The organism is Microbacterium sp. ET2, assembly GCF_030347395.1.
GTDB classification, from domain to species: domain Bacteria; phylum Actinomycetota; class Actinomycetes; order Actinomycetales; family Microbacteriaceae; genus Microbacterium; species Microbacterium albipurpureum.
In genome coordinates this window covers 935,420-953,986 of record NZ_CP128170.1, presented here as the reverse complement: position 1 = coordinate 953,986, position 18,567 = coordinate 935,420, and the positions used below count along the sequence as shown (strand labels likewise).

At 69.6% G+C, this 18,567-nt stretch carries 22 protein-coding genes and 2 pseudogenes; 15 read left to right on the top strand and 9 right to left on the bottom strand.

Going from position 1 to position 18,567, the window contains the following annotated elements; genetic code table 11:
* Positions 1-12: 12 nt before the first annotated feature.
* From QSU92_RS04695 to QSU92_RS04685, 3 genes are all read left to right on the top strand, one after another.
* Positions 13-1,188, top strand: a complete 1,176-nt coding sequence (locus tag QSU92_RS04695; protein ID WP_289265023.1) for a phosphotransferase — start codon at positions 13-15, stop codon at positions 1,186-1,188.
* Positions 1,189-1,297: 109 nt separating this feature from the next.
* Positions 1,298-1,741 carry a hypothetical protein gene (locus tag QSU92_RS04690; RefSeq protein WP_289265022.1) on the top strand — a complete coding sequence of 148 codons (444 nt, stop codon included), beginning with the start codon at positions 1,298-1,300 and terminating at the stop codon, positions 1,739-1,741.
* Positions 1,742-1,873: 132 nt separating this feature from the next.
* Positions 1,874-2,431: a hypothetical protein gene (locus QSU92_RS04685; RefSeq protein ID WP_289265021.1), complete on the top strand. Its 558-nt coding sequence runs from the start codon at positions 1,874-1,876 to the stop codon at positions 2,429-2,431.
* Between the two features lie 239 nt (positions 2,432-2,670).
* On the opposite strand, the gene QSU92_RS04680 is transcribed toward QSU92_RS04685, so the two are convergent.
* From QSU92_RS04680 to QSU92_RS04660, 5 genes are all read right to left on the bottom strand, one after another.
* Positions 2,671-4,749: an NAD(+) synthase gene (locus QSU92_RS04680; protein WP_289265020.1), complete on the bottom strand. Its 2,079-nt coding sequence runs from the start codon at positions 4,747-4,749 to the stop codon at positions 2,671-2,673.
* 66 nt (positions 4,750-4,815) lie between these two features.
* Entirely contained in the window at positions 4,816-5,133 is a 318-nt protein-coding gene (locus QSU92_RS04675) for a hypothetical protein (protein WP_289265019.1), read from the bottom strand.
* Positions 5,134-5,136: 3 nt separating this feature from the next.
* The gene (locus tag QSU92_RS04670; protein ID WP_289265018.1) at positions 5,137-5,583 is read right to left on the bottom strand and encodes a GNAT family N-acetyltransferase; all 447 of its coding nucleotides are present in this window, start codon (positions 5,581-5,583) and stop codon (positions 5,137-5,139) included.
* 91 nt (positions 5,584-5,674) lie between these two features.
* A complete protein-coding gene (locus tag QSU92_RS04665; protein ID WP_289265017.1) occupies positions 5,675-5,884 on the bottom strand; it encodes a hypothetical protein in 210 nt (69 codons plus the stop codon).
* A gap of 143 nt (positions 5,885-6,027) precedes the next feature.
* Complete coding sequence (locus QSU92_RS04660; protein WP_289265016.1) at positions 6,028-6,189, bottom strand: hypothetical protein; 162 nt, start codon at positions 6,187-6,189, stop codon at positions 6,028-6,030.
* A 66-nt stretch (positions 6,190-6,255) separates the two neighbouring features.
* Between QSU92_RS04660 and QSU92_RS04655 the strand changes: the two genes are divergently transcribed.
* From QSU92_RS04655 to QSU92_RS17550, 3 genes and pseudogenes are all read left to right on the top strand, one after another.
* Positions 6,256-6,534, top strand: coding sequence for a DUF6412 domain-containing protein (locus tag QSU92_RS04655; protein ID WP_289265014.1), 279 nt, complete (start codon positions 6,256-6,258; stop codon positions 6,532-6,534).
* 101 nt (positions 6,535-6,635) lie between these two features.
* Entirely contained in the window at positions 6,636-7,391 is a 756-nt protein-coding gene (locus QSU92_RS04650; RefSeq protein ID WP_289265013.1) for a YidC/Oxa1 family membrane protein insertase, read from the top strand.
* Positions 7,392-7,453: 62 nt separating this feature from the next.
* Positions 7,454-7,498, top strand: a pseudogene (locus tag QSU92_RS17550) (hypothetical protein); the annotation flags it as partial.
* Here QSU92_RS17550 and QSU92_RS04645 read toward each other — a convergent pair.
* On the bottom strand, positions 7,494-7,985 hold the full coding sequence (locus QSU92_RS04645; protein WP_289265012.1) for a GNAT family N-acetyltransferase: 492 nt from the start codon (positions 7,983-7,985) through the stop codon (positions 7,494-7,496). The pseudogene QSU92_RS17550 and the gene QSU92_RS04645 sit on opposite strands and share 5 nt — an antisense overlap.
* 85 nt (positions 7,986-8,070) lie before the next feature.
* On the opposite strand from QSU92_RS04645, the gene QSU92_RS04640 reads away from it, so the two are divergent.
* Both QSU92_RS04640 and QSU92_RS04635 read left to right on the top strand, forming a co-directional pair.
* The gene (locus QSU92_RS04640; protein WP_289265011.1) at positions 8,071-8,607 is read left to right on the top strand and encodes a PNPOx family protein; all 537 of its coding nucleotides are present in this window, start codon (positions 8,071-8,073) and stop codon (positions 8,605-8,607) included.
* A gap of 102 nt (positions 8,608-8,709) precedes the next feature.
* The gene (locus tag QSU92_RS04635; protein ID WP_289265010.1) at positions 8,710-9,381 is read left to right on the top strand and encodes an HAD family hydrolase; all 672 of its coding nucleotides are present in this window, start codon (positions 8,710-8,712) and stop codon (positions 9,379-9,381) included.
* A gap of 42 nt (positions 9,382-9,423) precedes the next feature.
* Here QSU92_RS04635 and glsA read toward each other — a convergent pair whose 3' ends face one another.
* Positions 9,424-10,356 carry a glutaminase A gene (gene glsA, locus QSU92_RS04630; RefSeq protein ID WP_289265009.1) on the bottom strand — a complete coding sequence of 311 codons (933 nt, stop codon included), beginning with the start codon at positions 10,354-10,356 and terminating at the stop codon, positions 9,424-9,426.
* Positions 10,357-10,487: 131 nt separating this feature from the next.
* On the opposite strand from glsA, the gene QSU92_RS04625 reads away from it, so the two are divergent.
* From QSU92_RS04625 to QSU92_RS04600, 6 genes and pseudogenes are all read left to right on the top strand, one after another.
* Complete coding sequence (locus QSU92_RS04625) at positions 10,488-10,751, top strand: hypothetical protein (RefSeq protein WP_289265008.1); 264 nt, start codon at positions 10,488-10,490, stop codon at positions 10,749-10,751.
* Positions 10,751-11,173: a VOC family protein gene (locus tag QSU92_RS04620; RefSeq protein ID WP_289265007.1), complete on the top strand. Its 423-nt coding sequence runs from the start codon at positions 10,751-10,753 to the stop codon at positions 11,171-11,173. The genes QSU92_RS04625 and QSU92_RS04620 overlap by 1 nt, the downstream gene beginning before the upstream one ends.
* 59 nt (positions 11,174-11,232) lie before the next feature.
* Entirely contained in the window at positions 11,233-11,493 is a 261-nt protein-coding gene (locus QSU92_RS04615) for a DUF6855 family protein (protein ID WP_333783445.1), read from the top strand.
* A gap of 224 nt (positions 11,494-11,717) precedes the next feature.
* Positions 11,718-12,254, top strand: a complete 537-nt coding sequence (locus QSU92_RS04610; RefSeq protein WP_289265006.1) for a P-loop nucleotide/nucleoside kinase family protein — start codon at positions 11,718-11,720, stop codon at positions 12,252-12,254.
* Positions 12,255-12,343: 89 nt separating this feature from the next.
* A pseudogene (locus QSU92_RS04605) lies at positions 12,344-15,896 on the top strand (TM0106 family RecB-like putative nuclease).
* A gap of 46 nt (positions 15,897-15,942) precedes the next feature.
* Positions 15,943-16,263, top strand: a complete 321-nt coding sequence (locus QSU92_RS04600) for a DUF3467 domain-containing protein (protein WP_289265005.1) — start codon at positions 15,943-15,945, stop codon at positions 16,261-16,263.
* Between the two features lie 195 nt (positions 16,264-16,458).
* Here QSU92_RS04600 and upp read toward each other — a convergent pair whose 3' ends face one another.
* Positions 16,459-17,091, bottom strand: a complete 633-nt coding sequence (upp, locus tag QSU92_RS04595) for a uracil phosphoribosyltransferase (RefSeq protein WP_289265004.1) — start codon at positions 17,089-17,091, stop codon at positions 16,459-16,461.
* A 78-nt stretch (positions 17,092-17,169) separates the two neighbouring features.
* On the opposite strand from upp, the gene QSU92_RS04590 reads away from it, so the two are divergent.
* Positions 17,170-17,601 carry a nucleoside deaminase gene (locus tag QSU92_RS04590; RefSeq protein WP_289265820.1) on the top strand — a complete coding sequence of 144 codons (432 nt, stop codon included), beginning with the start codon at positions 17,170-17,172 and terminating at the stop codon, positions 17,599-17,601.
* Positions 17,602-17,629: 28 nt separating this feature from the next.
* On the opposite strand, the gene QSU92_RS04585 is transcribed toward QSU92_RS04590, so the two are convergent.
* On the bottom strand, positions 17,630-18,556 hold the full coding sequence (locus tag QSU92_RS04585) for an LLM class F420-dependent oxidoreductase (RefSeq protein ID WP_289265003.1): 927 nt from the start codon (positions 18,554-18,556) through the stop codon (positions 17,630-17,632).
* Between the last annotated feature and the right edge of the window lie 11 nt (positions 18,557-18,567).

Genomic DNA, 18,567 nt, shown 5'->3' with positions numbered 1-18,567 from the left:
TGGAATCGAGAGATGACCCTCTCCACGACCGCGAGCGAGGCCGAGCTGCTCCGCGATGCGCTCGAGCTCGCTGCCGATACCCCGGTGGCGCTCCTCAGCCGTGAGCCGTTCGGGGCGGGGTCGATCGCAGGATTCGAGGTGACTCCCGCGGGCTCCGGGCCGATGACCTATTTCGTAGATACGTCCCGCCGGGTGGTGACTCAGGAGACCGGGATGCTGCTGGGCAGCCCCGCGGCGCCGGAGTGCCGCATCTGGGCTCATCCTTCCGACCCGTATCTGCCGGCACTCGCCCCGGCCGCCTTCTCGCACGCGGCCGAGAGCCTGCTCGCACGACTCGGCATCAGCGCCACCGCGCCGCCGCGCATCGTCGGCTATCGCGCGGGGCGTCGAGCCGTGCTGCGCGTGGAAGCCCGGGGCGGCGCGCGGTGGATGAAGGTGGTGCCGCCGAGCCGCGTGAACCGTATCGTCGCCACCCACCGTCGCCTCGCCGATGCGGGCATCCCGATGGCGCACCTGGTGGGCTGGTCGCCGGAGGGTCTGATCGTGCTGGATCAGGCGCGGGGGACAGCAGCTCGGGACGTCGTGTGGCACGCGACCACGCTGCTCGACGCCGTCGACGAGCTGCGTGCGGCGCTCGCCGCGGTGCCGCTCGACCACGCCGCGCGCGTGGGGCTCGCCGATCGGCGCGACTGGTACGCCGCGCGCTTTCGCGAGGGAGCCGATGCGGCGCGCGGGGCGCGGGTGGCGGCCCTCCTCGAGAGGGTCGTGCGGGCCTGGCGTGACGAAGACCCGCGCGCGACCATCCACGGCGACCTGCACTTCGGCCAGCTGTTCTTCGACGACGAGGGCGCGATCTCCGGACTCATCGACGTCGACACCACCGGCCGCGGCACCCCCGACGACGACGCCGCGGCCTTCATCGCCCATGCCGTCGCGAGCGCCTACCTCACTGCCGAAGACCGCGACGAGCGCGTGTGGGTACTTGCGCGGAGCGCGCTCGCCCGGTGGGGGAGCGACGCCGTCCGGGCGCGAGCAGCGACGCTGCTGCTCGGACAGGTGCTGGCTGCTCAGGAACGCGGCCTTCACGGGGGGAGACCCGGCCACAGCGCCGACGACCTCCTCACCCTCGCCGAGGCAGCGCTCGATCCCGCTGTGGAGGTCGGCCGTGCCCTGGTCGAAGGAACGTAAGAGGGATCTCATGAACGCCTTGGAAACGGCTTAGTCGAGCTCGACATCCTGGAATCACCGCCGGGGCCGACCCCCCGGAGCCCCGGCGGACAGACGAAGGAGAACAGACATGGTCCAGAAGAAGAAGTGGCTCACCTACGGCATCGCCGGCGCGATGGGACTCACCCTCGTCGGCGGCGCCGCCGCCGCCACGGCCGCCTCGATGAACCTGCAGTCCACCGACGGCACCACTGTCCCCGGCGGAGCGATCGTCGGCCCGGGCAGCTCCGTCCTCGACCGCACCGGCGTGCAGATGAGCGTCACCGACACGTCTGCCACCGTGGTCTCGGCGACCTCGCCTACGCCCTCGCCCACGAGCGTGCCGTCGCCCGCGAGCCCGGCTGCACCGTCGAGCACGGTCTCGGTCGTGAGCGCCCCCACCCCGGTGCCCCCGCCCGCGCCGGCCCCTGCCCCAGCTGCTCCCGCCCCGGCGCCTCCCGCGCCTGCTCCCGCCCCGGTCGATTCACCCGCGTCGGCGGCGTCGGCCGGCTCGGTGGCCTCGGCGAACAGCTGACCCCAGCCCCCGCGAAGCGGAGGGGATGACCGGTAGGTCATCCCCTCCGTGCGCGCGTACGTGCGCGTTACATTCTCGTTGCGACTCGTGCGCGTTCCGCGCTCCCCATCCGACACCGACGTAGTGTGAAGCATGGTGTCACTCTCCGCTTCCGGAACCGTCGTCGCCGTCGTGGGCTCCGCCTCCGAAGAGGCGCTGCACGTTCTCAGCAGCGTCCCGGGCGTCGAGACTCTCAGCCTGCAGGGCAGCGAGCCCGGCCTCGGCGCGCGGCGCATCGCCGCAGCATCCGCTCCTCTCGTGGTCCACGATGCCGATCCGCTCGAGCACGTCGCAGCTGCCTGGGTCGAGCTGTTCGAAGCTCGCTCGACCCTCGGGGTGCTGGAGGTCGAGGTCGAGAACGCCCTCGCCCAATTCGAGGACGGCGCGGCCATCATGCCCGACTACTACATCGTGCTCGACCCCGCCGAGGCCGACGACACATGGCGGCACTGGTGGTGCGGCGCGCTGGGCTATCGCGCTCCGAGGCGGGTGCTGCCGGCAGCATCGCCGACGTCGCCGAGGGATGCGGCGCTGCGGCGCCTCCTGGCCGCCCTGCCCTCGTCGCGCCCCTGGCCCGAGCCCGAGACCTGGCTGCCTCGGCTCGCTTTCGACATCCCCGACCGGGTCGGGGTACGCGACACCGGTCTCTGACCCGTCGTCGCCTGCGGTGCCGCTTCCCGCTGCCCGAGGCGCCTCCCCGTCGCCGTGCGCAACTGCCGGCCGTCGCCCTGCTGCGGCGTGCGCAACCGCGGACGGTCGGGGTCGACGCGCCCGGCCAGGGCACCGACTCACGGCGTGTCGCGGGTGATCCCCGCCGTTACGCACGCACCCGTTGCGAGTGCCGGGAAACGGCCAGCGGCACTAGCCGCGCCGGCGGGTGAGGCGAAGGGTCAGTCGCCCGCGAACTCCGGCAGCGCCGCTTCGAGCTCGGCGAGCCATGCCGCCGCGTTGCCGTCCGACGGCGCGCGCCAATCACCCCGTGGTGAGAGCGACCCGGCGGGGGAGACCTTCGGGCCGTTCGGGATCGCCGAGCGCTTGAACTGGGCGAACGCGAAGTAGCGCTGCAGGAAGTTCCGCAGCCACCGCACGATCTCGGGAAGCTCGTAGGCGTAGCGGTCATCGACCGGGAAGCCGGGGGGCCACGCCCCGGCATCCGGATCTCTCCACGCGCGCTCCGCGAGGAAGGCGACCTTCGACGGCCGGAGGCCGTAGCGCAGCACGTGGAACAGCGTGAAGTCGTTGAGCGAGTAGGGGCCGATCTTGCTCTCGGTCGACTGGATCTCGCCGTCTTCGCCCGCCGGAACGAGCTCAGGGCTGATCTCGGTGTCGAGAACCGACTGCAGCACCTCGACCGCCCGGTCGGACAGCTCGGTCGACCCGCCCTCCGTCTCGGGCCGCGAGATCACCCAGCGGATGAGGTGCTGGATGAGCGTCTTGGGCACACCGGCATTCACGGCATAGTGGCTCATCTGGTCGCCCACGCCGTACGTCGCCCACCCGAGCGCCAGCTCGGAGAGGTCGGAGGTGCCGATGACGATGCCGCCGTTCTGGTTGGCCAGGCGGAAGAGGAAGTCGGTGCGGATACCGGCCTGCACGTTCTCGAACGTCACGTCGTAGACGGGCTCGCCGCCCGAGAACGGGTGGTCGATGCCCTTCAGGATCTCGGTCGCCGCGGGCCGGATGTCGATCGTCTCGATCGACGCGCCGATGGCCTCAGCGAGGGCGATGGCGTTCGACTTCGTGTGATCCGATGTCGCGAACCCCGGCATCGTGTAGGCGAGGATGTCGCTGCGCGGGCGTCCCATCCGATCCATCGCCCGCGCCACGACGAGGAGCGCGTGCGTGGAATCGAGCCCCCCGCTCACGCCGATGACCGCCTTCGGCCCGCCGATCGCGCGCATCCGCTGCTCGAGACCCGAGACCTGGATGTTGAATGCTTCGTAGCAGTCCTGGGCGAGACGCGCGGGGTCGTCGGGCACGAACGGGAAGCGGTCGAGCATGCGTCGCAGGCCGATGTCACGCGCGGGTGGGTCGAGGCGGAAGTGCACGGTGCGGAACATCGCATCGGCGTGCAGGGTGCGTCGGTTGTCGTCGAAGGTGCCCTGTCGCATCCGGTCCTGGCGGAGCCGGTCGAGGTCGATGTCGGCGACCGCATGCCGCGGTCCGTCGGGGAAACGCTCGGTCTCGGCGAGCAGGTTGCCGCCCTCGTAGATCATCGTCTGACCGTCCCACGACAGGTCGTTCGTCGACTCACCCATGCCGGCCGCGGCATACACATAGCCGGCGAGGCACCGCAGAGACTGTGATTTGCAGAGGTCCTTGCGGTCTTCCGCGCGCGCGATCGTGATCGGGCTCCCCGACAGGTTGAGGAGCACCGTGGCCCCCGCGAGCGCGGCCGACGACGATGGCGGAATGGGCACCCACACGTCTTCGCAGACCTCGGCGTGGATGACGAGGTCGGGTACGTCGAGCGCTTCGAAGAGCAGGTCGGGCCCGAAGGGCGCCTGGAGCGAACCGACCTGGATGTCTTCGCCGCGCTGGTCGTCTCCCGGCGCGAACCAGCGCCGCTCGTAGAACTCGCGGTACGTCGGCAGATACGACTTCGGCGCGACACCGAGCAGTTCGCCCCGGTGGATCACGACCGCGCAGTTGTAGAGGCGGTTGCGGTGCCGAAGCGGCGCGCCGATGACGAGCACGGGCATGAGATTTTCGGATGCCGCGACGAGCCCTTCTACAGCGGTGACGACCCCGTCGAGCACCGCGTCTTGAAGGAACAGATCGTCGATGGCGTACCCGGTGAGGCAGAGCTCGGGGAAGACCGCGACGGCGACGGCGTCCTCGTCGAGTTCGCGCGCGGTCTCGAGCACGGCGGCGGCGTTCGTCGCGGGGTCGGCGATCGCGACAGGGATGGTGCAGGCCGCGGCGCGTGCGAAGCCGTGGCGGTAGGCGCTCTCGAACGGCAGGCTCATGGGTTCAGTCTGGCAGGCGGGATTCGTCCGGCAAGCCCCTTGCGGCGCTCTGCTTCACCCGGCCCGTCACGACGCCTGGACCCAGTGCCGAACTTCCTCGTCGCGCGCGACGAGGAAGCGTTCATCCTCGGGATAGAAGACGGCGGCCTCGACGTCGTCACCCGCGAAGCCGCGAATCGCGTCGAGGCTCTCCCACCGAGACACCGTGACGATCTCCGTCGTCCCGTCGGCGAGATCCCGGGTGAGGATCCACGCGTCGAGGTTGCCGTGCGTCGACCGATACTCCGCCATGCCGGTGCGTTCGACGTAGGCGACATACTCGTCGGTGTGCTCTGTGCGAACGGTGCCCCGCCACATCCGTACGACAGCGTGTTCTCGGGTCACCGGTCACACCTTCCGCATGCCGACGGTCTCACCGAACAGCTCACCGGTCTTCTCGAAGCCGACGCGAAGATAGAACCCTTCCGGGCCGTCGGGCGCAGGGTCCCAGAGCACCGTGATCTCGTCGAAGCCGCGGCGCCGCGCTTCCGCTGCGACCTCCTCGACGGCGAAGCGTCCGACCCCGCGGCCCTTCGCCTCGTCGGCGACGTTGAGACGCCAGATGCCGCCACGAAACGCGGGGATCTCGTTCTCAGGATCCCAATTGGCCATCACGAAACCGACGACGGCGTCGCCATCCATCACGACCCGCGGCCAGGCTGTCGGGGTGACGTACGCCTCGGCGATGGAGTAGACGACGGGCGCGACGTACGCCCTGTCGCCCACCTTCGGCGGGATCTGCACCGCCGCTCCGAGGTTGTCCGTATCGAGTTCTGCCAGTCGAAGAGCACTCATGCCCGAACGGTAGCGAAGGGCTACGACATCGGCGGCGCTCGTCTCCTGGATCCCGATGGACACAACTCGCGGAAACGACCGCGGCACCCGCTCAGTCGGGACGGGACAGTCCGGTGCGGATGGCTTGACGGATCCGCCAGATCGGGAAGCCGCTGATCTGCTCGATCAGGTCGACGTCGAATCCGTGTACGAAGTACGCCTCGCGGACGGCCCGGATGCGGGTGGGTGTGTCGGCGAACGCCAGGGCGAATTCGGTGGCGTAGCGTTCCCACACGCTGATCTCGTACTGCGGTGCGGTCACGTCCGCTCTCACCTCGATTCGGATCAGGTCGCGGAAAGCGAGGGCGACCTGATCGGATCGTAGAGCGCTCGCGTTACAGCCAGGCGACGCGCAGGTTCCGTTGTCGGGTCGGGCCGCCACGGAAACCCTGACCCGCGCCGGCACTAAAGGAGGCCCAGCTCACGCCTCGCCTTTTGCAGCGCCGCTTCGTAGGCATCCTTCTTCTCCCGGCCGCCTGGCCGCTCGCGGCTGACAAGGTATCCGTCCTGCACAAGCGTCTCGTGCGTCTCGGCCTCGGATCGGCGTTTCAGCGCATCATCGAGCATCGCAGGTGGCGCGCGCATACGCGGCGCGCCTGTTAGCGTGAGTGCGTCGGGGAGAGGAGCGACGCGATGATCGACGCGGTGGCCTCCTTCCTCCAGGTGCTCTTGACGCTCTCGGGCGTGATCGCGCTGAGTCCGTCCGACTCTGCGGCCGTCTGGCTCCTCGCTGCCGCGTCGGCGCTGCTCGTCGCCCTTCTGCTCACGACCTCGTCGCTGCCGCCCCGCGGCGCCTCGCGCAACCGGGCAGAGCGTGCCATCGGCGTATCCGCGTCGGTGGCCCAGAGCGATCCGGATGCCGCGGGGCACACCCGTTCGCGCGCCCCAGGGGCCGCGGCTTCGGCCGCGTAGCGCCTCGACGTCCACCGCCTTTCTCCCGGGCGGTCTGTGTCTTCGTCGATGTCCGTCGTGGCCGTTCCGCGACCCTTCCCATCGACGAACGGACATCACCCGTGGACCCTCTCTCCTTCCCTCCGATCGCGGCCACCCTCGACGCGGCGTACGCGCTTCTCATGGGACTCGCTGACTTCCTGCAACCGGTTGCCGGCGCGGCATCCGCGGCTCTCGCCATCGTCGTGCTGACCCTGCTCGTTCGCACCATCCTCATCCCCACCGGCATCGCGCAGGCGCGGGCCGAACAGACGCGGGCGCGGTTGGCGCCGAAACTCCGGGCGCTCCAGCGCCGATACAAGAACGATCGAGAGCGGATGTCGCGCGAGACGATGAGGCTCTACGCCGACGAGAAGGCCTCGCCCTTCGCCGGCTGCGCCCCTGTGCTCGTGCAGGCGCCGATCGTCGGTGTCGTCTACGCGCTGTTCCTCCACCCGGTGATCGCGGGGCACGCGAACGCTCTTCTGACCGAGCAGCTGTTCGGCGTAGCCCTCGGTGCGAGCCTGGTGGGATCGATGTCGAGCGGCACGGTCACGGCGCCGGTCGCCCTCGTCTTCGGAGTCGTACTCGTGCTGATCCTTCTCGTCGCCGAGGTCACGCGGCGGCTCTTCCGGCCCGAAGTCGAGGCGTCGGAGGGAGTTCCCGGTGGCGAGGCGATCACGCGGATGGCGGGCTTCCTGCAATACGGAACCGCCGTGGTCGCGCTCTTCGTCCCCCTCGCCGCGGCGCTCTACCTCCTCGTCACGGTCGCGTGGACGCTCGTGCAGCGATGTGTGCTGCGTCGGCGGTTTCCGGTTGAGCCGGCAACAAGCACCTGAGGAAGAGCGAATACTGCCCCGCGACGCTCCGCGGGCTCCGGCTCGAGACCTCGGGAGACGTCGTGTTCGCGATTATCGCGTTCTCGCGCCCGGGTCGCTGGTTCACGTGGCTGGGAGGCCCCGTTGCGCGTCGCTTCCAAGCGCACATGACGCGCCGCTACCTGGAGACGCTGGACTCTCCTGGCTTCCTCGCGCCGGTCTGACCATGGCGGTGGTGTCGGGGGTCTCGAAGCCGAACTCCGCGTAGAGCCCATGCGCGTCGCCGGTGAAGAGAACCCACCGGAAGTCCCTTCCCGGTCCGTCGTCGATCATCTGCTCGAGGATCCGCTTGCCGAGCCCATGGCCGCGATGCGGCGCGGTCACGTACACGTCGGCGAGATAGGCGAAGGTGACCCCGTTGGATACGGCGCGGGCGAAGCCCACCTGCTCACCGGTGTCGGTGCGATACGCCCCGACGACGCGCCAGGCGCCGGCGATCTGCGTCTCGACATCGGCGCGGGTGCGCTGCCGCCCCCAGTACGCCTCTGTGGAGAGCCACGCCCAGACGGCATCCGGTTGGATCCGCCGGGGATCGTCATCGACGTCGTACTGCATTCGGCCATCCTCCCGGCTCGTGCGGTCGCCGCGACCGGGCAGTGACCCCCTTCCGATCTCTGCATCGTTCCGAGAGAGTGGACCCATGTCTCCCGTCCGTGCGCTGGCATCGTCTCTGGCTCTCCTCCTGGCGGCATCGCTGCTGGCGATCGTCGTTTTCGTCGGCGGCGTGCGCACGCGCAACCCTGTGATCCTTCGTGTCGCCCGTGCCATGCAGCGCGATCTGCTGAACCCGAGTGCGCTGCGGGATGCCGGAAGCGCCGGCTCGTCATGGGCGATCGTCCGCGTCCCGGGGCGGCGCACGGGAAAGGTCTATGACACGCCCGTCGGTGTGAAGCGGGTCGGCGACGACCTGTACATCTCCCTTCCCTACGGCGAGGGGACGCAGTGGCTCCGGAACGTCCTCGCCGCGGACGGTGCGACGGTGATCCACAACGGAACCGAAATCTCGGCCCGCGATCCGGAAGTGGTGCCGATCGCCGAGATGCCGATGGTCAAGTCGGATCGCGCGGGCGTCGTCATCTTCGGTGTGACCCACGCGCTGCGGCTGCGCGCGGCTTCGCCGGTGACGGGACCGGTTGCGTCCGCCGTTCAGCCGAGCGGTGCGGAAAGCGCCCCGTGATCGTTCCGCGCGTCGTCGCCGCGGCAGGATCGGCCCGCGTCAGAGATGCGTCCATGCTGCAAGCCGGTGGCGGTCCGCCGATTTCCGGACGACACTTCGGGCATGGCTGACACTGCGATCTTCGACGTCGACGGCACTCTGGTCGACACCAACTACCAGCACGCGCTCGCGTGGTTTCGCGCGTTCCGTCGCTTCGACATCACTCTTCCCATCTGGCGCATCCATCGCGCCATCGGAATGGGTGGCGATCAGCTCGTCACCGAGGTCGCGGGCGAAGAGATCGAGTCCGCCCGTGGGCACGATCTGCGGGAGGCGTGGACCGAAGAGTTCGACCTGATGATCGACGAGGTCAGGCCGCTGGAGGGCGCGAAGGACCTGCTCGAGGAGGTCAAGCGTCGCGGATTCCGACTGGTGTTGGCGAGTTCGGGGAAGGCGGAGCACGTGAATCGGTTCCTGGAACTCATCGATGGTCAGGACGTGGCGGATGCCTGGACCAGCTCCGACGACGTGGCGGCCAGCAAACCGCAGCCTGATCTCGTCAAAACGGCGCTCGCACGAGTCTCGGGTGCGTCCGCGGTGATGATCGGCGACTCTGTGTGGGACGTCATCGCCGCGGGGAAGATCGACGTGCCCTCGATCGGGATCCGCACCGGGGGATTCTCTACGGCGGAGCTGGAGGAGGCCGGAGCTGTGGCGGTCTTCGAGTCGCTCCCTGGGCTCCTCGCGGACCTCGACGACACGCCGCTCGGACACCCGACGCCTCGCGCTGCGTGAACAGCCTGTCCTGCTCACGTCGTCAGGGCGGCTCGATCGCGCCTACCTCGTGGCGAAGACGTGCAGGCCGAGGTCGTCGCTGAGCATCTCGCTCGCGATCCGCCCTCGCACGCTCGTGCCCTGCCGGTCGAGGGGCGGACTGACGATGGCGGCACCGAGCATCCGTGGCGCGGAGAGAACGAGCGCGCCCGACACGCTGGATTTCGCAGGGACGCCGACGCGTCGCATCCATGTTCCTGAGCCGTCGTAGACGCCGCACGTGGCCATCACCGAGACGACGTCGCGCGCGACCGACCCCGGCACGACGCGTTCGCCCGTCAGGGGGTTCACGCCACCGAAGGCGAGTGTGGCGCCCATCACCGCGAGTGCCTGGACGTCGAGCAGCACGGCGCACGCCCGCCCGTAGACCTCGACGGCGTCGTCGGCGGTGACGTGGAGGGTGCCTTCGGCGCGCATGAGGTGCGCGAGCGCGTGATTGCGTTCGCCGTGCTCGCGCTCTTCGCCGGCCGTGCGTTCGTCGATCTCCAGTGGGCGGCCGGCGAACGCGGAGAGTCCGCGGAGGATGCGGTCTGATCTGCCCTCGACGTCGCCGCCGTCGACGAGGGATGCGGTCAGGAGAGCGCCCGCATTGACCATGGGGTTCGGCGGGCGGCCGGTGCCGCTTTCGAGCTTGATCGCGTCGAAGGCCTCGCCGGTCGGTTCGATGCCCACTCGGTGAAGGGCGTCGCCGTCGGTGTCGAGGAGGGCCAGGGCGAAGAGGAAGGGCTTGACCGACGACTGCATGGCGAAGAGGGTGTCGGAGCGCGCGCTGCCGCGGACGGTGCCGTCTTGCAGGGCGAGGGCGACAGCGCAGAGCCCGGGGTCGGCCTCCGCGAGGCGGGGAATGCTGTCGTCGACGCTTCCGTCATCGTGAGGCAGGACGCGCGCACGCAGCGCGTCGAGGTCGTAAGCGCTCGGGTCGGCGGTGACGGTCATGCGTCGACCCTGTCACGGATACGGAGTGACTGCCGCGTGAGGCCCGAGGTGACGACTCCGTGTTGTCAACCCCGTCCGCTGCCGGAAGCCTGGGGTGGACGCTAGGAGTGACCGAAGAGGAAGGCACCATCATGACGCACGATTCGCACGGCAACGACTCTCCCGCTGACCAGGAGGAGGGTTACGAAGGCCCGGATATCGAGATGCCGCTGGGGGCCGACGGCTCATCCGAGTCGGAAGATGCCGAGAGCGCCCGCGATCCGGAAGGCGACGAGAAGCCAGGCGGACTCGGGCAGGACGGGACGATTCCCGACGAGCCGGACGGCGTCGCCGCTGGGCACACCGGAGAGCCGTCGAGCTTCGAGCCTGAAGAGGACGAGCAGTCAGAGGTCTGATGGCGACACTCGGCAACATCACTTTCTACGCCGACGACCCTCAGGTGTTGGCGCGTTTCTGGGCGTCGGTGTTCGGCTATCCGCCCATGGAGTGGGAGGACCCGCTGCGGCAACAGCTCCTCGACTCGGGACTGACGACGGACGATCTGAACAACCGCGGGCTGGCGGAAGACCCCGAAGGTGTAGGGCCGAGGCTGTTCTTTCACCACGCCGATGGTCCGAAGTCAGGCCGCAACCGGCTGCATATCGACGTCACCGCCACCCGCGATCCCGGCGATGAGGCCGCGCTCGATGCGGAGAAAGACCGGCTCGTCGCGCTCGGTGCGACGGTGGTGAGGCTGGTCGAGCAGCGGTGGGGTCCGTGGCCGGAGCGCTACTACCAGATGCAGGATCCTGAGGGAAACGAGTTCTGCCTGCAGTGACCATCGCGATGTGAGACCGGAGGCCCTTCACGGTTCCCTCGCGGCCCGTCAGACTTGAGATGGAGCGCGGGAGGGAAGCTCATGGCGGAGGGAAACGCGTCGGACCCGTGGGTGCTGCGCACAGCGCCGGGCACCTCGGGCATTGTCGAGGCGTGGGGTCGCTCTCCGAATCCAACCCGGTCGGAGGCTGGTACGGCACGCGAAAGGGCTACCGCGGCCGCTTCGGAATGTATCTCCCCCCGCTGCTCGAAGAACTCGGAATGGCCGAACTCGAGCACAATCCCCGCAACAATCGGGTGCGGGCGATCCCCCAGGAGTAGCCGGACAGGCTTCGGGCCATCTCGGATGAGCATGCCAGAGTGGAGGACGTGGACACGCGGCCGGGCGTCTGGGTTCGCGGTGAGGACATCGCCGTATCGCACGCCGCCGGACTCGGATGACCGAGTCGCCCGCCTTCCCGGTCTCGGCAACAGTCCGTGGCTAGGCCGCGTGGTCGGCCAGGTACCTGCTGCAGGATGAAGACGACCTCAGAAAGGCCGTTCCTATGTCACGACCGACGCTGTTTCTGACGATCGGATTGCCGGGCACGGGTAAGACCACCGATGCTCGGCGCATCGAAGTCCGGCGAGGTGCACTGCGGCTCACGAAGGATGAGTGGGTCAAGGCCCTCTACGGAGAGCAGCACCCCGCCTCCGCGTCGGACGTCATCGAGGGTCGGCTGATCGAGATCGGGCTGCGCGCGCTGGACCTGGGACTTCATGTCGTCATCGACTTCGGCCTCTGGAGCAAGGCCGAGCGATCCGCGCTCCGACAGGCTGCCGCCGACCGCGATGCGGCGTGCGAACTGCGCTACTACGAGCTCACCGCCCACGAGCGGCGCAGACGGCTCGACCTGCGACAGCTGAACAACCCGGAGGCGACCTGGCCGATGTCAGACGAGGAACTGGCCGGCTGGGACGAGGCGTTCGAGGTTCCCACGGCGGGTGAGCTGGACGGAAGCGACCCCATCGACCCACCGCCCTCCGGATTCTCCTCGTGGGAGGAGTGGCGCCGTGACCGCTGGCCGCCGTCCGTCGCCTGAGTCGTCGGACGTCTCGCTCGCAACGACGTCGGCGGCCACGGTTAGGGTCGGGGGGACGGTCCGAGCGGCGGACCTTCGGGAAGGGAATGTTGCGGTACATCGAGGACGAGGGCCGGATCGTCTGGAGCGCGAGCGACCTGAAAGCCGCCGCTGAGTGCGAATTCGCGTGGTTGCGCGCGATCGACGCCAAGCTCGGTCGCGTCGCGCCGGTCGAAGAGCCGGATGACCCGACACTGCGCCGCGCGGGAGAACTCGGCGGCGAGCACGAGCGACGAGTCCTCGCCCGTTACCGCGAGCAGTTCGGCGACGGCGTCATCGAGATCCCCGAAACCCGCTCGTCCGACGCCGGGGCGCTCGCCGAGGCCGTACGGCTCACCGACGCGGCGCTGAACTCCGATGCCGACGTCATCTACCAGGCGACGTTCGCCACCCATGACTTCGTCGGCTTCGCCGACTTCCTCGTCCGCGATGAGTTCGGCGCGTGGCTCGTGCAAGACACCAAGCTCGCCCGCCACGCCCGCGTCACCGCCCTCATGCAGCTCGCCGCCTACGTCGCCCAGCTCGATCGACTCGGCATCCCGCGCTCCGACCGCGTCGAACTGCTCCTCGGCGACGGCACCACCAGCAGCCACGAGGTCGACGATCTCCTTCCCGTCTTCCAGTTGCGTCGCGACCGCCTGCATACCCTCATCGCCGACCGCCGCCTCGACCTCGGGGCGACCGGCGACGCGATCGCGTGGGGAGACCCGCGCGGCGACCTCGGCGTGGTCGCCTGCGGACGTTGCGCGACCTGTGACCTCGAAGTCGTGGCATCCGGCGATCTCCTGCTCGTCGCGGGAATGCGGCCGGTGCAGCGCGAACGCCTGCGCGCCGCCGGCATCGAGACCATCCATGATCTCGCCGGTCTCGACAGCGCGCCGACGGGGATGAATCCTGACACCATCGCGCTGCTGCGCACCCAGGCGCGGCTGCAGCTGAGCTCGCCCGGCGACATCCCGAAGTACGAGGTCGTGCAGCCGCAGGCGCTCGGCGCGCTCCCGCGCCCGAGCCAGGGCGACATCTTCTTCGACTTCGAAGGCGACCCCCTCTACACCGAGGGGGAGGGAACCACCTGGGGGATCGACTACCTCTTCGGCTGGGTCGACCTGAGTGAGCAGTATTCGGCGCTGTGGGCGCACTCGTTCGCCGAGGAGAAGGAGGCGCTCGAGCGCTTCCTCGACATGGTGGCCCTGCGACGCAAGACGCACCCCGACCTGCACATCTATCACTACGCGCCCTACGAGCCCACGCACCTGCTCGCCATGGCGGCGCGTTACGGCGTGCGCGAGTCCGACGTCGACCAGCTGCTTCGCGACGGCGTCTTCGTCGACCTCTACCCGATCGTGCGGCGGGCTCTTCGCGTCGGCTCGCGCTCGTACTCCATCAAGAAGCTCGAACCGCTCTACATGGGCGACGAGGTGCGCACGAGCGACGTGCAGAAGGGCGACGACTCGATCGTCAAGTACGTCCAGGCGCGCGCTGCACCAGGATGGACCGGATGCCGCGGCAGAGGCCTCCCGCATCCTGGACGACCTCGCCGACTACAACCGCTACGACTGCGTCTCGACGCTGCGCCTGCGTGACTGGCTCGTCGACCGTGCCCGCGAGGCGCAGCTGCGCCCCACCCCGAACCCCGATCCCGACGAGCACGTCTACACCCCGTCCGAGCGCGCCGACCGGCTCAACGCCCTCGCCGCCCAGCGCGACGCCGACTCCGCGGAGTCGCGCGCGCTCCGCCTCGGCGCGGCCGCGATCGACTACTACCCACGCGAGGCCAAGTCGTTCTGGGCCACCCACTTCCTTCGACTGCGCGAGCCGGCGTCGGTATGGGAGGAGACGCGGGATGTCGTCATGCTCGACTCCTCGCGCTGCCACGTCGTCACCGACTGGTACCAGGAGGAGGGCAAGCGCACACTTCGCCGCCGCCTCGAATTGCGCGGCGAACTCGCGCCCGGCACACGCATCAGCGAGGGCAGTGACCCGTTCGCGCTCTACGAGCTGCCGGTGTCGTTCCCCTTCGCCGACAAACCGCGCTGGATCCACGCCGACCACCGGGTCACCGTCATCGAGACCCTCGACGACGGCGCGATCGTGGAGGAATCCGCCATCGACGGCGAGACCTGGAGCGAACTCCCGCTCGCGCTGACTCCGCCCGCGCCGCCCCGTGCACTGAATCAGCAGACCGCCATCGACGCCTGGGCGGATGCCGTCGTCGCCGCCTCACCGAAGCTGCCGTACGACCCGGCCAGCGACATCCTGCTCCGCCGCCCGCCCCGCACCCGGTCAGGTGCGCTGCCATCGCAGACCGGCGACGACATCGGCGACATCACCGCCGCCCTCCTCGATCTCGACCGCAGCTACCTCGCCGTGCAGGGGCCGCCCGGAACGGGGAAGACCTTCGTCGGATCGCACGTCATCGCTCGCCTCGTCGCCGAGCACGGCTACAAAGTCGGCGTGGTCGCCCAGTCGCACGCAGTCGTCGAGCACATGCTCGACCGGATCGTGGCGGCGGGCGTGCCCCCGCAGCAGGTGGGCAAGGCGCTGAAGAAGCCGGATGACGCGGAGCGGGTGAGCTTCACGCCGATCCCGAAGAACGGGGTCGCGGCCTTCACGGCCGAGCACGTGGCATCCGGATTCGTCGTCGGCGGCACGGCGTGGGACTTCGCCCATGAGGGTCGCATCCCCCACGGGAGCCTCGACCTCCTCGTGATCGACGAGGCGGGACAGTTCTCGCTCGCCTCGACGATCGCGGTATCGCTGGCGTCATCCCGCCTGCTCCTCCTCGGTGATCCGCAACAGCTGCCGCAGGTGAGCCAGGGCACCCACCCCGAGCCGGTCGACACATCCGCGCTCGGCTGGGTCATGGACGGCGCCGACGTCATCCCGCCCGACTTCGGCTTCTTCCTGGCTCGGTCGTGGCGGATGCATCCGGCCGTCGCGCGCGCCGTCTCCGATCTGTCGTATCGAGGTGCGCTCGCCGCGCAGACTGCGACCGCGATGCGCGCCCTCGAAGGTGTCGTGCCGGGCCTTCATCCGCTGCCGTTTCGTCACCGGGGCAACGCCACCCGGTCGCCCGAAGAGGCCGGGATCGTCGTCGATCTCGTCCGCGCTCTCGTCGGGCGCGAGTGGACCGGCATCGACATCGACGACACCGGCGCCGCGACGCTGACACCCCCGCGGCCCCTCGCGGGGAACGACATCATCGTCGTCACCCCGTACAACGCCCAGCAGGTGCTGGTCGAAGAGGCGCTCGCGGCCGCAGGCTTCGACGACGTGCCGGTCGGCACGGTCGACAAGTTCCAGGGACAGGAGGCGGCGGTGGCGATCGTCTCGCTCGCGGCATCGTCCGGGCGGGACGCGCCCCGGGGCCTGGAGTTCCTCCTTCTGCGCAACCGCCTGAACGTCGCCATCTCGCGGGCGATGCACACGGCGTACCTCGTCTACTCACCGGGGCTCCTCGACGACCTGCCGCGCACTCCCGAGGGCGTCGCGCGGCTGAGCGGCTTCGCGCGCCTCGTCGGTGCTCACGCGCCCGCCACCGACGCATCGAGCGGCGGGGCCGCCGAGCGCAACCCCGTTCAGCCCGCGATGGTCGCCCCATAGACTCGCCAGACGCCCCTTCATCCCCCCGGCGAGGAGGAACTGCCGCATGTCTGATCAGGTGCCCCGTCAATTCGAGATCGATCTGCCGCCCGATCTGATCGGGGGCAATTACGCCGATTTCGCCAACGTCTGGCACAGCTCCACGGTGTTCGTGATGGATTTCCTCACCCTCGCCCAACCGCCGCACGATGAGACCGATCCCGAGACGGGGGAGCGCCGCACGATCGTTCCGGCGCGCGTGGTCAGCCGCATCCGCATCCCTCCCGAGCAGGTGTTCGAGCTCGCCAAGGCTCTCACGCAGCAGCTCGAGTTCTGGGAGCAGGAGACCGGCCGGAAGCCTCCGACCGAGCCCGTCATGCCCGACTGAGTCGGCCCGAGGAATTAGCGATTCAGGGTGTGAATGTCAAGCCCCTCAGGAGCGGGATCGGCACCGTCATACCCTTGGATTCGCGCCGAAAGGCGCAGGCGCGGTGTCCGTTCGGCGAGGGGCGGATACCGCGCCACACTCGTCTCGGAGCCCGGAAATGCGCGGGAGTACTCGCGCGCTCCTCGGAAGATTCCGTCAGACGGTGCCGTAGAGGCGGTCGCCGGCGTCGCCGAGGCCGGGCACGATGTATCCCTTCTCGTTCAGTCGCTCATCGAGCGCTCCGAGCACGAGCGTGACGTCCTTGTCGCCGACCTGACGCTCGATCGCGGCGACCCCTTCGGGCGCACCGAGGAGGCAGATGGCGGTGACGTCCTGGGCGCCCCTCGTGAAGAGGAACTCGACTGCCGCGCCCAGCGACCCACCGGTCGCGAGCATGGGGTCCAGTACGAAGCACTGCCGATCGGACAGATCGTCGGGCAGGCGTTCGGCGTAGGTCGTGGGCTCAAGGGTCTCTTCATTCCGGACCATGCCGAGGAAACCCACCTCCGCGGTCGGGAGGAGCTTGACCATGCCCTCCAGCATCCCGAGTCCGGCCCTGAGGATGGGCACGACGATCGGGCGCGGCTCGCTGATCTTCACCCCCGTCGTCAGCGATACCGGGGTCTGGATCTCGATCGGGTCGACCTTCACCGACCGCGTCGCCTCGTAGGCGAGGAGCGTGACGAGCTCCTCCGTCAGCTGCCGGAACACCGGCGACGACGTCGTCTTGTCACGCAGCACCGTGAGCTTGTGGGTGATGAGCGGGTGGTCGGCGACGTGGAGGCGCATGGCTCCCAGGGTATCCGCTGCGGGCCTGTCGGTCCGTACGCTGGAGGCGTGCAACCCGACCCCGCCGACGACGCCGCGATGGCGCGCGCGCTCGCGCTCGCCGCCGAGGCTGCGGCCGCGGGCGAGGTTCCCGTCGGGGCGGTGGTGACGGATGCCGCGGGGAACGTCATCGGCGAGGGAAGGAATCTGCGCGAGACCAGCGGGGATCCCACCGCCCACGCCGAGGTCGTGGCGCTGCGCGCGGCCGCGGCATCCCTCGGCTCGTGGAACCTCTCCGGGCACACGCTCGTCGTCACCCTCGAGCCGTGCGTGATGTGCGCGGGAGCGGCGTTGCAGTCGCACGTGAGCCGGGTGGTGTTCGGCGCGTGGGATGAGAAGGCCGGCGCGGCCGGATCGGTGCACGATGTGCTGCGTGACCGCCGTCTGCCGGTGCGCGCCGAGGTCGTCGGGGGGCTTCGGGCGGCGGAGGCCGCGGCGCTGCTGCAGGCGTTCTTCGTCACGCGGCGCTGATCCCGCCTCGCCGCGGCGTTCCACCAGCTCAGCGCGGAAGCGCCGGGAGTACCGCCTCGCCGACATAGTCGACGTGGGCGACATCCTGGTTGTCGAGGAACTGGAAGTACACCCGCTCGATACCGAAGGAGCGCCACCGTTCGATGCGCTCGCCGATCTCATCGGGCCCCCCGACGAGGTTGACCCCGTCGCGCACCTCGTCGAGCGTCTTTCCGAGCCGACCCGCACGGCGTGCGACCTCGGCGTCGTCGGCGCCCGCGATCACCGACATCGCCACGGACAGCCGCACGGTCGCCGGGTCGCGTCCGACCCGCTCGCAGGCGGCGCGGAGGTTGTCGAGGCGCTCGGCGATCTGCGCGTCGGTGGGAAAGCCGACGTTGTACTCCCGGGCGAAGCGGGCGACGAACTCGGGGGTCCGCCGTCGGCCGGCACCGCCGATGATCAGGGGCACCGGCTGCTGCACCGGTTTCGGCAGCCCCGGGGCATCCACCAAACGGTAGTTCTCGCCGGCGAAGCTGTAGGTCTCGCCGACCGGCGTCTCCCACAGCCCCGTCACGATCTGCAGCTGCTCCTCGAGCAGGTCGAAGCGGTTCTTCGGGAACGGGATGCCGTACGCCTCGTGCTCCCGCTCGAACCACCCGGCACCGAGTCCGAGCTCGACCCGGCCGGCCGACATCGCGTCGACCTGCGCCACCTGGATCGCGAGCACCCCGGGGTGGCGGAAGGTGACCGGGGAGACCAGGGTTCCCAGGCGGATGCGGCTCGTTTCGCGCGCGAGCCCGGCAAGAGTCGTCCACGCGTCGGTGGGTCCGGGAAGGCCCTCGTCGCGGGCGTTGAGGTAGTGGTCGGAGCGGAAGAACCCGTGGAACCCGTGGCGCTCAGCGGACTGAGCGAACGCGAGCTGGTCGTCGTAGCTCGCACCGAGGTGCGGCTCGGTGAAGACGCAGTACTCCATCGCGTGTGCTG